This window comes from Streptomyces sp. NPDC048297 (assembly GCF_043201585.1).
Taxonomy (GTDB): domain Bacteria; phylum Actinomycetota; class Actinomycetes; order Streptomycetales; family Streptomycetaceae; genus Streptomyces.
Map to the genome: position 1 here is coordinate 252,541 of NZ_JBICZA010000006.1, position 14,685 is coordinate 267,225.

At 72.1% G+C, this 14,685-nt stretch carries 11 protein-coding genes; 3 read left to right on the plus strand and 8 right to left on the minus strand.

Annotation, left to right across the window (positions count from 1 at the left end; genetic code table 11):
* Nucleotides 1-34: 34 nt before the first annotated feature.
* The 4 genes from ACGFYV_RS09440 to ACGFYV_RS09455 all read right to left on the minus strand — a co-directional run bounded on the left by ACGFYV_RS09440 (nt 35) and on the right by ACGFYV_RS09455 (nt 6,447).
* Nucleotides 35-1,681 (minus strand): LCP family protein, encoded by a 1,647-nt coding sequence (locus tag ACGFYV_RS09440; RefSeq protein WP_393877757.1) that lies wholly within the window; start codon nt 1,679-1,681, stop codon nt 35-37.
* A 79-nt stretch (nt 1,682-1,760) separates the two neighbouring features.
* Nucleotides 1,761-3,575 carry an LCP family protein gene (locus tag ACGFYV_RS09445; RefSeq protein WP_393877758.1) on the minus strand — a complete coding sequence of 605 codons (1,815 nt, stop codon included), beginning with the start codon at nt 3,573-3,575 and terminating at the stop codon, nt 1,761-1,763.
* Nucleotides 3,576-3,851: 276 nt separating this feature from the next.
* Nucleotides 3,852-5,033 carry an LCP family protein gene (locus tag ACGFYV_RS09450; RefSeq protein ID WP_393877759.1) on the minus strand — a complete coding sequence of 394 codons (1,182 nt, stop codon included), beginning with the start codon at nt 5,031-5,033 and terminating at the stop codon, nt 3,852-3,854.
* Nucleotides 5,034-5,688: 655 nt separating this feature from the next.
* On the minus strand, nt 5,689-6,447 hold the full coding sequence (locus ACGFYV_RS09455) for a TIGR03089 family protein (protein WP_393877760.1): 759 nt from the start codon (nt 6,445-6,447) through the stop codon (nt 5,689-5,691).
* 129 nt (nt 6,448-6,576) lie between these two features.
* Here ACGFYV_RS09455 and ACGFYV_RS09460 point away from each other — a divergent pair, with 129 nt between their 5' ends.
* Together ACGFYV_RS09460 and ACGFYV_RS09465 are read left to right on the plus strand one after the other, a co-directional pair.
* Nucleotides 6,577-7,911: a peptidoglycan recognition protein gene (locus ACGFYV_RS09460; protein WP_393877761.1), complete on the plus strand. Its 1,335-nt coding sequence runs from the start codon at nt 6,577-6,579 to the stop codon at nt 7,909-7,911.
* A gap of 188 nt (nt 7,912-8,099) precedes the next feature.
* Nucleotides 8,100-9,182, plus strand: a complete 1,083-nt coding sequence (locus ACGFYV_RS09465; protein ID WP_393877762.1) for a sugar phosphate nucleotidyltransferase — start codon at nt 8,100-8,102, stop codon at nt 9,180-9,182.
* A 246-nt stretch (nt 9,183-9,428) separates the two neighbouring features.
* Here ACGFYV_RS09465 and ACGFYV_RS09470 read toward each other — a convergent pair whose 3' ends face one another.
* From ACGFYV_RS09470 to ACGFYV_RS09485, 4 genes are all read right to left on the minus strand, one after another.
* Nucleotides 9,429-10,454 (minus strand): DNA-3-methyladenine glycosylase family protein, encoded by a 1,026-nt coding sequence (locus ACGFYV_RS09470; protein WP_393877763.1) that lies wholly within the window; start codon nt 10,452-10,454, stop codon nt 9,429-9,431.
* 103 nt (nt 10,455-10,557) lie between these two features.
* Entirely contained in the window at nt 10,558-11,949 is a 1,392-nt protein-coding gene (locus ACGFYV_RS09475; RefSeq protein WP_393877791.1) for a coenzyme F420-0:L-glutamate ligase, read from the minus strand.
* A 38-nt stretch (nt 11,950-11,987) separates the two neighbouring features.
* Nucleotides 11,988-12,947, minus strand: a complete 960-nt coding sequence (gene cofD / locus ACGFYV_RS09480) for a 2-phospho-L-lactate transferase (protein WP_393877764.1) — start codon at nt 12,945-12,947, stop codon at nt 11,988-11,990.
* Between the two features lie 107 nt (nt 12,948-13,054).
* On the minus strand, nt 13,055-13,570 hold the full coding sequence (locus ACGFYV_RS09485; RefSeq protein WP_393877765.1) for a cysteine dioxygenase: 516 nt from the start codon (nt 13,568-13,570) through the stop codon (nt 13,055-13,057).
* A 658-nt stretch (nt 13,571-14,228) separates the two neighbouring features.
* Between ACGFYV_RS09485 and ACGFYV_RS09490 the strand changes: the two genes are divergently transcribed.
* A complete protein-coding gene (locus ACGFYV_RS09490) occupies nt 14,229-14,492 on the plus strand; it encodes a WhiB family transcriptional regulator (RefSeq protein WP_003975777.1) in 264 nt (87 codons plus the stop codon).
* Nucleotides 14,493-14,685 lie beyond the last annotated feature (193 nt).

Here is a 14,685-nt window from a genome sequence, read left to right on the forward strand (position 1 = left end):
CCCGCTGCCACTCAGTCGTACGGGCCGAATCCGGCTACCACTGGTAGGGCCCGTACACGTCCATGCACTGGGTGTCGTCCGAGCCGTTGATGGCGTCGGCGTTGCCGGGCAGGTCGCCGGCCTTCGGGGCGGACTTCTTCGGGTAGGTGTCGCCCGTGCGCCAGTCCGCGCCGACGACGACCGTGACACCGGACACGTCGGTCGAGCGTTCCACCTGGCTCGCCGGGATCCCCAGCGCCTTGGCGACGGCCTGCGCGTCACCCTCCAGCTCGGCGCTCGGGTAGCGCACCACCGTCTGGTCGGCGGCCTGCGCCGGCGACAGGTCGGCCGTGGCCCTGCCGTAGCCCTGCCCCACGAGCAACCGGCCGACCTCGGACGCCCGGCCCTGGGCCGCGGCCTCGGTGGAGGAGCGGGTGGCGTTCTGCACCATCACGCCGAGCTGGGCCGGTTCGACCGAGGGGGTCCTGGCCGGCGGGGACGTCTGCGAGGCCTTCTTCGCGCCCGACGGCTTGCCGTTCTTGTCGAACGCCACGTCGTCGCGGAGCATCTGCCAGACGCGGTCGGCGCCGGCCTTCTCCGGCACGACGTGGTCGCCGTCCTGCGGGTCCGTCTGGTTGGGCATCGTGACCGACGTGATGCGGTTGGTCGGCACCGACTTCAGCTCCATGCCGAGGTCGTAGAGCTTCTTGACCGTGCCGATCTCCTCCGACACCTTGAGCGACTTGGTCGCCGCCTCGGCGAGGTCCGTCAGGCGGCCGCCGTCGGTGAAGACGTTCTGGTCCTTGAGCGTGCGGATCATCGAGTTCAGGTACATGTGCTGGGCGCGCGCACGCATCAGGTCGCTGCCCCAGGCGTGCCGGGTGCGCAGCCACTGCAGGGCCTGCACGTCCTTGACCTTGTGGTGACCCTTCGTCAGCTTCAGTCCCGAGCCGCCGTGCTGGGCGGCGGTCGAGCGGTCCCACACGTTCTGGTTCACGCAGACGTCGACACCGCCGATGGCGTCCGCCATCCGCACCACGCCCGCGAAGTCGATCGTCATCCAGTGGTCGATGTAGACCCCGGTGAGGTTCTCCCAGGTGAGCAGCGTGCAGCCGGCTCCGCCGCGGGCCAGCGAGGTGTTGATGATGCCGTTGGTCGCCGGGTACTTCTTCCCGGTTTCGGGGTCCTCGCAGGCGGGGATGTCGACCCGCGTGTCGCGCGGAATGCTCACCAGGGCGGCGCTCTTGCGGTCCGCGGAGAGGTGGATGAGCATCTGCACGTCGCCGAGCGGCGGGTTGCCCCGGTTCTGCTTGCTGCCGCCGAGCCTCACGTTCTCGTCGGAGTTACGGCTGTCGGAGCCGATCAGCAGGATGTTCAGCGGTGTCTGGCCGGCCGCGTTCGGCTTGGTGCGCTGGGCCTTGGAGTCGTCGCCGCCCGCCCGCCGGCCCTTCTGGATGTTGTTGTTGAGGTGCTGGTAGTAGAGGTAGCCGGCGCCCGCCGTGCCGAGTATCACCACCGCGAGCAGCGTGGCCGACCAGCGCAGCACGCGCCGCCTGCGGCGCCGCCGGCCGGTCCGGGAGCCGCCGCGACGACCGCCGCTGTGCCGGCCGGACGAGCCGTCCGGTGTGTCGGCGGCCTGCGGATCGAGTGACGTCGCGTCCTCGTCCGCAGGTGCCTTCCCCCGTACATCGCTGTGCGACACCTGTGTGCCTCCCCACCCTGCGCCGAACCACGGGTCCGTCCCGCGCGGGGTTAGACGCGCGAGGGACCGCTTGGGTTACCTATGAGGCGCACTCGACCTTGTCTGCCGTGGACTGGCCGTCGACCTTCGGTGCCTTCTTCGGCCCGGTGACGGGGACTCCCGCACCCTTGAAGTCCTTGCCCAGGGTCAGCGTCATCGTCGGCAGCCCCTGTGCGTTGGTGACGCTCTTGCCGGGCTTCAGCGCCGAGCCGGGCAGCCCCATCAGGGCGGCCAGCTCCCGTGCCTGGGGGGCCTGGTCGGGCGCGTACTCGAGGGTCGTCCTCGCCAGCGGCGCCGGCGCGTTGCCGGCGTTCTCCGACTTGAGGATTCCCTTGTCGGTCTGCATCCAGTTCAGCGTCTCCTGCGCGCTGCCGGGCTCGGCACCGCCGTTGAGGATCCGCACCCGCACCTCGGAGGCCGCGGACTTCGTGCCCTTGAGACGGGCGGCCTGGGCGTCCTTGGCCGCATTCTCCTTCTTTTTGACGTCGGTGAAGGAGACGTCGTCCCTGATCGCGTCGAAGACCTCGGGCGCCGTGGTCGGGTTGACGATGACCGTCTTGTGGACGACGCCGTCCGCCGGATTGTCGAGCACGGGCACCGTCACGAACGAGATGTTCTTCGGCGGCACCTTCTTCAACTCCAGCGCGATGTCCTTGAGCGTGCCCACGTTGCCGATGCCCTTGTCGACGGTGAGCGCCTTGGTGGCCGCCTCCGCCAGGCCCAGCAGCTTGGTCGGGCTGGTCAGGGTGTCGCTGGAGGACATCTTGCGCATCAGCGAGCCCATGAACTTCTGCTGCACCTTGATGCGGTCCAGGTCGCCCTGGTTGCCCCAGCTGTGCCGGGTGCGGACGAAGGCCAGCGCCTGCTCGCCCTCGATCTTGTGTTTGCCGGCGGACAGTTTCAGGTGCGAGTCGGGGTCGTCGACGGCGTGCGCGAGGCACACGTCGACGCCGCCCACCGCCGACGTCAGCGTCTTGACCGCGTGGAAGTCGACCATCATGAAGTGGTCGGGCTGTATGCCCGTGACCGCCTTCACCGTGTTCATGGTGCAGCCGGGGTTGCGGTCCTCCTGGCCCAGGCTGGTGTTGAAGCGGACCCCGTCCGTGCCCGCGACGACCTTCTTGGTGCCGTCGGGCTGGATGACCTCGCAGTCCGGCACGTCGACGATCAGGTCGCGCGGGATGCTCAGCGCGGTCGCGTTCGTCCGGTCCTTGGACACGTGCAGCAGGATGTTGGTGTCCGCGTGCCCGAGGCTGCCCTTGTCGCCGTAGCCCTCGTTGCCCTTGCCGGTCCGCTTGTCGGTACCGATGATCAGGATGTTGAAGGCGTCGTTCTTGCTGAAGCCGTTCTTGGCCGCGTCACCGACGTCCGTCGTGGTGACGTTGCCCTCCAGATGCTTGAGGTAGAGGTAGCCGGCACCGCCGGCGACGACCAGGACCAGCGCCAGGCTGCCGCCGGTCCACGCCAGCGCCTTCTTCGCCGTCGACTTCTTCTTCACCGGCCGCCTGCCGCGCCGCCCCTGGGGCGGCTCCGGCTCGCCGCGGCGGGCGCGGCGCGGCGCGGGCACGTCGGCGGCGCGCCCCTGCCGGGGCTCGCGCGGCGGCGCTCCGCCCTCGCGCGAGCGCGCGCCACCACCGGTGTCACGACCACTGCTGTCACGACCACCGCTGTTGTCACGATCACCGTTGTTGTCACGATCACCGTTGTCACGGGCCCGCGGTCTACGCTGGCCGGGGACGGACGACTGCGGTGCGGAAGGAGCCAGTCGCAGTTCGTATTCGCCGGTGTTCGGATTGAGCACCCACTGGTCTGCGGGATCGATGTTGTCCGCCCGCCCACGTCCTTGCGCGTCCACGGTTGTCCGAATCCTCCGTCGGGGCCCAGGCGGCGCCTTCCCCCTCAAAGACGCTCGGGTCTCGCTGAAACAGTGCACGACCCCAGGTGGGACCTCGCGGCCAGGTGCACCGGATCGCTCACACTATCCGCCCAGTTCAGCGTCAGGCGACGCCGGTGACAAATTCCACGTTCCTACAACCGGGCAATCCACCGCATACGTGTGGACAGTAGTTCGGCGACTTGGTGTGCGCATTACTCGCAGGCGGGCCCGGCTCGCTCGCAGGCGTGCTCGGCTTCACCCGCAGGCGTGCTCGGCCGCGGTGTTCCCGCGGAACGTCGGTGCGGGGGAGGGAGCGTCCGAGGGGCCGCCCCGCGGGGCCTGCCCGGTGACTTCCCGGGGCGCGTCCTCGGCCACCGCCACCGGCTGGTCCGCCCGCAGCCGCGTGAACAGTTTCTGCGCGGCGGGCTCCACGAGCTGGTCGCGATCGGCGTCGTAGACGTACGACTCCCGCGGCACCGTCAGGAACTGCGCATGCTTGGTGGGGATGTCACGCAGCCCACGGGCCAACTGGTACAAGCCCCGCAAACTCGCCAGTTCGGGATCCGTGGTGAGCGAGGAGGTCGCCGCGTCCAGCACCGGATACAGCTTCACCGGATTCAGCAGGACGTCGTTGCCGCGCACCTTGTTCACCAGCGCGCCGAGGAAGACCTGCTGCCGCTCCATCCGGTCGGTGTCGCTGCCGTCCCCGAGCGACTTGCGGGCGCGCACGTAGCCGAGCGCCTGCTCCCCGTCGAGCGTCACCCGGCCCGCGGGCAGCCTCAGCTTCGCCGCCTTGTCGTCGATCGGTTCCTTCAGGCACACCTGGACGCCGTCGACGGCGTCCACCATCTCCTTGAACCCGCTGAAGTCGACGACCACGTGGTGATCGACGCGGATGTCCGTCAGCTTCTCGACCGTACGGATCGTGCACGCCGAACCACCCACCTCGAAGGCCTGGTTGAACATCGCGAACACCGGCTCGCTGCGGCTGCCGTCCGGCCGCAGACAGCCCGGGATGTCCACCATCAGGTCCCGGGGCAGCGAGACGGCGGTGGCGCTGTGCCGGTTCGCGGCGAGGTGCAGCAGGATCGCGGTGTCCGAGCGCTCGGTGCCCAGATCCCGCCCGTACCGCTGGTTGCCGTCCCCGGCCCGGGTGTCCGAGCCGATCAGCAGGATGTTCTGCGCGCCCCGCACCAGCGCCGTGGGCCGTTCCCGTTCGTAGCGGGCCAGTTCCCGGGCAGCCGCCTCGTCGGCGGTGATGTTCCCGCTGAGCTTGACGTAGACGGCCCACCCGCCGGCCCCGGCCGCCACGAGCAGCGCGGCGGCCCCCAGCGCCGCCCGCCCGCTCCACCGCCGCCGGTGCCGCCGCGCGAGTCCCGCCCCGCTGGCGGAGGACCCGAGCCCGGGCCCGAGCGGCTGTCCGGGGGTGACGGTCACCTGCGGCCCCCCTCACGGCGTACGAGACGTCACGTCCTGCTCCTACGACCATGGGGTCGGGCCAGCCCCAAGGCCCCCTGTACTACTCCGGCCGGGGGGCGGGCACGTGGTCGGCGCGCCTCTGCTCGGCGGTGGGTTGGGGAGGCAGGGCGCGCCTGGCGGTGGGCGGGGCGTGTGGTGGTGGGGCCGGGCGCCTGTTGGTGGGTTGGGCGCGTGGTGGTGGGCAGGGCGTCTGCCGGTGCGCTGGACGTTCGGTGGTGTGCAGGGCGTCTGCTGGTGGTCCGGGCGCCCGTCGTTGCGCCGGGCGCTCGGTGTTGTGCCGTGTTCTCTGCGGCGCCTGGTTACTTGTCGGCGCAGCGGAGTTTCGTCGGCGCCGCGAGTTCTCGTCGGTGGGGCGGACGCCCGGTGGTGGGCCGAGCGCTCCGTGGTGGACCGGGCGCCCGGTGGTGTGCCGTGTTCTCGTCAGTCCCTGGCTGCTTGTCGGTGCAGCGGAGTTTCGTCGGCACCCCGAGCCCTCGTCGGCCCACCGAGGTCTCGTCGGTACCCCGAGTCCTCGGCGGCGCGCCGGATGCTCGGTAGCGCGCCACGTTCTCATCGGCACACTGAACCTTCAGCGCCACGTTCTCATCGGCATGCCGGAGCCTCAGCGGCGCGTTCAGCGGCGCACCGACGTGACCTTCTCGCTCTCCACCCGCTTGGCGAGCCCCTCCTCGTCCAGCAGTCCGAGATTGCGGCACAGCACCACGGAGCCGCCGGCCGCCAGTGGTGCGTACAGTCCGGCGCTGAGCCCGTCCCACGTGTCGTACGGCAGCCCCGACAGCAGCCGGGAACCCGGTCCCGTCAGCCCCAGCGCGCCCTCCTCCGACGCGGCCCGCTCGACCACCTCGGCCCCGCTGAACTCCGCTCCGGCGACGATCAGCGCCGGCTCCTCCGGATCCACCGGCGCGAACGGAGCGAACCGGTCCCCCTGACTCGGCACCTCCACCGCGTAGTCGGCGAACCCCTCCGGAGGGCCCCCGGGGAAGCGCCCGCCCAGCGGTCGCAGCGCCAGCGCGACCCGCTCCCCGCGGCATGCCCGCGCCGCCTCCAGCGAGTCCGGACCGCTGACGACGACGTCGGCGGACGCCGCGTTCCCGCCGACGTCCGCCACCGCGCCCACCGACGAGCACGCGAGCAGCCACACCGCCGTCTGCCAGTGCGCGGGCAGCAGCAGCGCGACCCGGTCGCCGGGAGCGGCGGCCAGTTCGCCCTGGAGGAGGTTGGCGGTCTTGGCCACCCAATTGGCGAAGGTGGCGACGGACAGTTCGACGCGTTCGCCCGTGGCGTCGTCGTAGAAGGTCACCAGGGGACGGCCGGGGTCCGCGGCGAGCGCGGAACGCAGCAGGTCGGCAGGGGTGCGATCGGTGGCATTCACCCGCGCAAGGGTACGCCGGGGCCGGTGCGAGGGCGGCGCGACCGGGCCACCGGTTCGGGCGAACGGTTCCCGACGGTCTGTCAGTTCCGCTATGGACAGATATGAACATGCGTGTCCAGGATCATGTGCATGCGCGGATTCCTCACTTCCTCCATCGGCGTCACCTGCGCCGGCGCACTCGTACTCCCGTGGGCGGCCCAGGGCACGTTGGCGGGCCCGGCGTCGGCGGGCCCGGCGTCGGCGGGCCCGGCGGACACGGGCCCGGCGTCGGCGAGCCCGGCGGACACGGGCCCGGCGGCGGCGAGCCCGGCAGCCGCGGACGCGGTCGCGGGCAGCACCCGGTCGCTGCCACTCGTACCGCTCTCCCCCGACCGCGACGGCGGCGCCCCCGATCAGGGCCTGTTCCGCTCAGGCGTACGGCACTTCTCGCTGGTCGGGGTGGTCTGGGACGACCCGGACCGGGAGTTGCGCGGTCAGGTGCAGGTACGCACCCGTTCCGTCACCGCCGGCACCTGGTCCGCCTGGCAGGACGTCGACCCGCACAACGGGGACCACGGAGCCGACCCGGGCACCGCCGAGCGGACCTCGCGCGGGGTGCGCGGAGCCACCGCGCCGCTGTGGGTGGGCAGTTCCGACGGCGTGGACGTACGGGTCCGGGCGGACGCCGACGCGCGCACGGCCCAGGGCCGCGCCAAACCCCCGCGTTCGCCGCTGCCCTCGGGCCTGCGCCTGGAACTCGTCGACCCCGGCCACGAGGCGCCCACCACGGCCTCGCCCGCCGAGATCCCCGAGCTGAACCGGCAGGCCACCGAGGGGGAGATGAGCCGGCTCACCGGCGAACTCCCGCGCGGCAAGCCGCACATCGGGCCCCGCCCGAAGATCGTGACCCGGCGCGGCTGGGGCGCGGACGAGTCACTGCGCGAACGCGGATTCGTCTACACGAAGAAGGTCAAGGCGGCGTTCGTGCACCACACCGACTCGGGCAACACCTACACCTGTGCCCAGGCCCCCTCCGTCGTCCGCGGCATCTACCGCTACCACGTCAAGAGCATGGGCTGGCGGGACATCGGCTACAACTTCCTCGTCGACAAGTGCGGAATCCTCTACGAGGGCCGGGCCGGAGGCGTGACGAAGGCCGTCCTCGGCGCCCACACCCTGGGGTTCAACAGCAACAGCACGGGCATCGCCGTACTCGGCAGCTACGGCTCGGCCAAGCCGTCGAGCGCCGCCGTCAAGGCCATCGCCCGGCTCACCGCCTGGAAACTCGGCCTCTACGGCGTGGATCCGCGCGGAAAGACATATCTGACCTCGGGAGGTGGCAATCTCTACCCAAAGGGGAAGAACGTACGACTGAACGTGATCTCCGGCCATCGGGACGGATACGCCACCGACTGCCCGGGCAAGCGGCTCTACGCGAAGCTCGGTTCGGCCCGTTCCAGCGCCGCCGCGTACCAGGGGCGCTGAGGCCGCGGGATCGTGTTCGCTGCCGTCGGGGGGACGGGTGCGGGCAGGTCGTTGGGCGGCCGGGGGAAGCCGCACACCGATCTCGCCCGACACCGCGCGGCCATCGAGGGCACCGTCGCACGGTCTGCATACACTGGCCGGCCGACACGATCAGTTCGGCCGGTCCCGGCAGGAAGCAGAGACGACAGGTGACAGAAGCGATCCTCCTGGTCGGCGGCAAGGGCACCCGGCTGCGGCCGCTCACGGTGCACACCCCCAAGCCCATGGTCCGGGCGGCCGGAGTGCCGTTCCTCACGCACCAGCTGGCCCGCGCGAGAGCCGCGGGCGTCGACCACATCGTCCTCGCGACGAGCTATCTGGCGGAGGTCTTCGAGCCGTACTTCGGCGACGGCGCCTCCCTCGGCCTGCACATCGAGTACGTCACCGAGGAGGAGCCCCTCGGCACGGGCGGCGCGATCCGCAACGTGGCCTCGCGGCTGCGCTCCGGCCCCGACGAACCGGTGCTGATCTTCAACGGCGACATCCTGACGGGCCTCGACATCAGAGCCCTGGTCGACACCCACGAGTCGACGGGCGCGGACGTCTCCCTGCACCTGACGACGGTCACGGACCCGCGGGCGTACGGCCTCGTCCCCACCGACGCCACGGGCCGCGTCCTGGCCTTCCTGGAGAAGCCGCAGACGCCCGAGGAGATCGTCACCGACCAGATCAACGCGGGCGCGTACGTCTTCCGCCGCTCCGTCATCGACGCGATCCCGGCGGGCCGCCCGGTCTCCGTGGAACGCGAGACGTTCCCCGACCTCCTCTCGGCCGGAGCCCATCTCCAGGGCATGGTCGACTCGACCTACTGGCTGGACCTCGGCACCCCCGCGGCCTTCGTGCGCGGCTCCGCCGACCTGGTCCTCGGCCGGGCCCCGTCCCCCGCGGTCCCCGGCCGCTGCGGCGACCGCCTGATCCTGCCCACCGCCACGGTCGCCCCGGACGCGAAGCTGACGGGCGGCACCGTGGTCGGCGAGGGCGCCTTCGTCGCCGAGGGCGCCCGCGTCTTCGGCTCCACGATCCTGCCCGGCGCCGTCATCGAACCCGGCGCCGTCATCACCGACTCCCTCATCGGCACCCGGGCCCGCGTCGGCGAACGCTCCGTCCTCACCGGCACGGTCATCGGCGACGGCGCGGTCATCGGCGCGGACAACGAACTGCGCGAGGGCGCGCGGGTGTGGTGCGACGCGCGCATCCCGGCGGGGGCGGTGAGGTTCTCTTCGGACCAGTGAGGGGGATCCTGTCCGGTGCCGGGTGCCGGGTGCCGGGTGCCGGGTGCCGGGTGCGGGTGCAGGTCTGGGTGCCTATGCGGGGTGTGGGGTGCGAGTGCGTTCGTACTGATCGCGCCGTTCCCCGCGCCCCCGTGCTGATCGCGCAGACCCCCGCGCCCCCCGGGAAACTGCGGTGCCGTCAGCCGCGATCGCGCCGTACGCAGCCGCAGACTGGGCCGCGCCCTACGCAGCCGCAGGCTCGGCGCCCTACAGCAACCCGATGTCCACCCGAGGCATCTTCGGCGCCCGCCGCGCAGGCGCCCGCCCGCTCAGCAGGATCAGCCGCGCCGCCCGATGCCGCTGCCCCGCATACGGCTCCAGCAGGCGCAGCATCTCCGCGTCGTCGGCATGACGGTCCCCCGCGAGCGCCCACCCCACGATCCCGGGAAGGTGCAGATCCCCGACGGTCACCGCGTCCGGCGCCCCATGACTGCGCTGCACGACCTCCGCCGACGTCCACGGCCCGATCCCGGGTACGACCTCCAGCCGTGCCCGCGCCTCGGCCGCCGGCATCCCCACCGCCTGCTCCAGCCGTGCGGCGACCCGTACGGCCCGCAGGATCGTCGAGGCCCGCTTGTCGTCGACACCGGACCGGTGCCATTCCCACGACGGGATCAGCGCCCAGGTCCGCGCTGCCGGCATGACCCACATGGGCCGTTCGCCCGCGCCCGCGGGACCCGGCGCCGGCTCGCCGAACCTCCGTACCAGCGACCGCCACGCCCGGTACGCCTCGTCGGTCGTGACCTTCTGTTCCAGCACCGACGGGATCAGGGACTCCAGCACCAGCCCGGTCCGCGTCAGCCGCAGCCCCGGCCGCCGGTGCCGTGCCAGCGCCACCAGCCGGTGCCGGGGCACGAACGCGTCGGGTTCGTCGGCGGCCCCGAGGAGTTCCGGCAGCCGTTCCAGCAGCCACTCGGCCCCGGGCCCCCACGCCTCGGCGCGCACCTCACCGCCGTGGCCGTGGACCCGTAGCGTCCCGGGCCCCGCGGGTGTCCGGCTGGCCCGCCACACGGAGCCGTCCCGCGTCGCCAGGAACGTCGGATCGGCGGGCCCGCGCCGCAGCGGTCCGAGGATCAGCCCGAGGTCCAGCGGTCCGTCCGGCACCCACGTACGCGTCCGGGCGGGCCCCACCGCCTGCCGCGGCACCCCGGAGCCCGCCGCCGCGGGCACGGCGGCGCTCTCCCCGCCGCGCACGGTGGTACGCGTGGGCCGCGGAGCGAATCGTCCTGCCACGAACGGGGTCCTCACGTTGCCGGAGTGGTCCTACACGTTGCCGGAGTGGTCCTACGAGGGTAGGCGGCCGTGCGGCACGGCCGCCGCCGTTCGTCCGGGACGCTCATCTGACCTCGATGAACGCCTCCGCATCCCGCTCGGGCCGTGCCTTCGGCTCCTGCGCCGGATGCCCGATCGCCACCGCGCCCATCGGATCCCAGCCGGCCGGCAGGTCCAGCACCTCGCGCACCACGTCCCGGCAGAACATCGTCGAGGACACCCAGGCCGAGCCCAGCCGCTCCCCGGCCAGCGCGACCAGGAAGTTCTGCACGCCGGCTCCCGCCGCGACCACGAACATCTCGCGCTCGGCCGTGTCGCGCCGCGTGTCGCCGTAGGTGTGGGAGCCGTCCATGACGAGGCACGGCACGGCCAGGTAGGGCGCGCCCCGCAGCACGTCACCGCGCCGCACCCGCCTGGCGACGGACTCCTCGCTCCTGCCGTCCCGGCGCAGGTCGGCGATCCAGGCGTCCCGCATCGCGTCGAGCAGCCGCACCCGTGACCCGGCCGACTCCAGCAGCACGAACCGCCAGGGAGTGGTGTGGTGCGGGGCCGGCGCGGTCAGGGCCGTGGCGACCGCGCGGCGCACCGCGCCGGGGTCGACGGGCTCGTCGGTGAAGGCCCGCACCGTGCGCCGTCCGCGCATCGCCTCGCGGATCGCCTCGGAGGTGCCGAGCCGGAACATGTCGTCCCGTGGGCTGCGCACCAGCGCGCGCGCCCCCTCGCCCGGGTCGTCCGCCGCGCTGACCGCGCCCGGCAGGCCCCGCAGCACGGCCACCGGCCGGCCCGCCGCCTTGCCCTTGACCAGGTCACCGGCGGCGGCCAGCTCGTCGGCCGTCGCGACGACGGTGGCGCTGAGCGGGTTGCCGTACGCGTCCGCGCCCCCGCGCAGATCGTCCAGCACGCGCACTCCGGCGGCGCCGATCGCCACGTCCGTGAGCCCCGCGCGCCAAGGTCGCCCGAAGGTGTCGGTGACGACGACCCCGACGTTGACGCCGAGGGTGTCGCGCAGCCCGTCGCGGATCGCGCGCGCGGACACGTCCGGATCCTTGGGCAGCAACAGGACGGTGCCGGCGGGGGTGTTGGAGGCGTCGACCCCGGCGGCGGCCATGACCAGGCCCTGCCGGTTCTCGACGATGCGCAGCGCGCCGCGCCGGGCCACCACCCGGACCGTCTCGGCGTCGATCGCCGCCTCGCGGTCGGTCGCCTCGACGATCCGGCCCTCGGCCTTGGACACGATCTTGGAGGTGACGAGCAGGACGTCCCCGTCGGCCAGAGCCGGTTCGGCGGCGGCGATCAGCTTGGCCAGATCGTCGCCCTGCCGCACCTCGGGGATCCCGGACAGCGCCCAGACCCGGTACGCGGGCCGCCCGTCGCCGCCGGCCCGGGAGTGCCTCTCACCGCCGGCCCGGGAGTGCCTCTCACCGCCGGCCGGGGAGTGCTTCTCGTCGGCGGCCAGGGAGTGCCTTTCGCCGGCGTCGCCGGGGGGTTCCTCGCTCACGCGCCGCGCACCTCCTCGGCCAGGGCCAGTGCCTCCCGCGCCATCCGCGCGGTCGCGTCCATGTCGGTCATCATCAGCGGTACGGCCCTGCAGCGGATGCCGTGCGCCTCGACCTGCCCGACCGTGCCCGCGTCGACGGTGTCGACCAGCCAGCCGTCCAGCAGCCCCGAGCCGTAGTGCGCGGCCACCGCGGCGGCCGTGGACTCGACGCCGACCGCGGCGAGCACCTTGTCGGCCATCCCGCGCACCGGCGCGTCCCCGACGATGGGGGACAGGCCCACCACCGGGACGCCCGCCTCGGCGATCGCCTCACGGATGCCGGGCACGGCGAGGATCGTGCCGACGGACACGATCGGGTTGGACGGCGGGAAGAGGATGACGTCCGCCTCGGCGATGGCCTCCAGCACCCCCGGCGCGGGCTTCGAGCGCTCGGCGCCGACCGGCACGACCGCCTCGGCCGGCACCGACGCGCGCAGCCGCACCCAGTACTCCTGGAAGTGGACGGCCTTGCGCTCGCCCTCCGTCTCGACCGCGACGTGGGTCTCGACGCGGTCGTCGGTCATCGGGATCAGCCGGACGCCGGGCTTCCAGCGGTCGCACAGCGCCTCGGTGACCGCGCTCAGCGGATAGCCGGCGCCCAGCATCTGCGTCCGCACGATGTGCGTGGCGAAGTCCCGGTCGCCGAGCCCGAACCAGTCCGGGCCGACGCCGTAGGCCGCCAGCTCCTCCTTGAGGTGGAAGGTCTCGTCGGCCCGCCCCCAGCCCTGCTCCTCGTTGATGCCGCCGCCCAGCGTGTACATCACCGTGTCGAGGTCCGGGCAGACCTTCAGCCCGAAGAGGTGGATGTCGTCGCCGGTGTTGCCGATGACCGTGATGTCCGCGTCCGGCACGGCCCGCTTCAGACCACGCAGGAACCGGGCACCACCGATGCCGCCTGCCAGAACCACAATGCGCATGCGCCAAGTCTTGCAGGCGGGTACGACAACGCGTCAGGCAGCCAAGCCGGTCAAGGCAGTCGAGCCGGCCAACGCGGTCAAGCCGGCCAACGCGGCCAAGGGGTCGTTCAGGCGTTCACCGCGCGCGGCTCGCTCCCGGCCGCGCAGTCGGGGGAGGTGTGCATCGGCATCGCGGTCAGACCCGGGTAGTACACGTGCAGGCTCACCGCGGGCTCCAGCGCGTCGTTGACCACCTCGTGCACGTACCCCGGCGCGAACACCCGCTGTGCGCCCGCCTCCAGCGTGCGCGTGCCGCGGTCGGTGCGCTCGGTGCGCTCGGTGAGCGTTCCCTCCAGGACGGTGAGGACCCCGGAGGAGCGGCCGTGGTCGTGCAGTCCGCTGCCCTGGCCGGGCACCCAGGACAACAGCCACACCTCGTACCCGGGGCCGGTGCGCAGCCGGTGGTACCAGCGGGTGGTGGCGTCGTACCGGACCAGGTGCGCCCACTGGGAGCGGTCGGCGGCGACGGCGCGGGCGAGGCCGACGTACTCGGCGACGGTGGCCGGGTGCTCGCGCGGGGGCTGGAGCAGGTGCTGGACTTCGAGGATGTCGCCGGCGATCTGGAGGTCGTTGTCGCTGTTCATGGGGGTGCGTGGTTCCTCGGCGGAAGAGTCGGGTGCTCTGGAGCGGGGTTCTGCGAAGGAAGGTGCGGCCGGGTCACAGGGACGCGGCGGCGGCTGGAGCGAGGGAACGGCTCAACAGCTGGAACAGCGACAACAGCTACGGCGAACCCGGGCAGCACCGAGGGACCCGGCGGCGCGGGTCGAGGTGGGTGCGAAGTTCGCAAGCATGCCCCCTAGGACATCGGTTCACACCCGTGCTGTCAACTTGCGGCCCGGTATGTGGGACATGTTTCACCTCATCCGGTTCATCTGTGAGGTGAAAGGTTTGTTCATCGGACACCCCGGACACATGGCGCACATCCGGGCACTCGGGCCTCGCGGAACGCGATCGAACGCAGGGGCGTCCTTCTTCGTACAGAGCCGTGCACGGGGCTTCGTACGGAGCCTTGTGCCGGGTCCGCGAACGAAGGTGCCCCTCCGGGCCCCGTCTGCGTGTCAATGTTTATGGCGATTTGAACACTTTCCGCACGGCCTTGGTTCCGCAGAGTGAATAACGGGCTCAATAGCAGATCTCGGCTTGACTCGCCCGGAGCAGCACACTTGTAATTTCACTCGTGTCGTTCAGCCGAAATCGGTAACGGCCACGCACGGGGACGCGAAAGACAGACGAGGGGCGCACATGACCGAGCTGGTGCAGCAACTGCTGGTCGACGACGCGGACGAGGAACTCGGCTGGCAGGAGCGCGCGCTGTGCGCCCAGACCGACCCCGAGTCCTTCTTCCCCGAGAAGGGCGGCTCGACCAGAGAGGCCAAGAAGGTCTGTCTCGCCTGCGAGGTCCGCTCCGAGTGCCTCGAGTACGCCCTCGCCAACGACGAGCGCTTCGGCATCTGGGGCGGTCTGTCCGAGCGTGAGCGCCGCCGCCTGAAGAAGGCCGCTGTCTGAAGGTCGCTGTCTGAAGGTCGCCGTCTGAACGCACATCCACACCAAACCGTCGCGAACGGCCCGTCGCCCGTGGGTTATCCACAGGGGGCGGGCCGTCGTCATGGTCAGCCGATAGTGTGGTCGCTCGTCCGAGACGCCCCGCTGTCCCCTCGGGGCACAGGCGTCCACCGCAGTCCAACGAACCGGGGCCCGT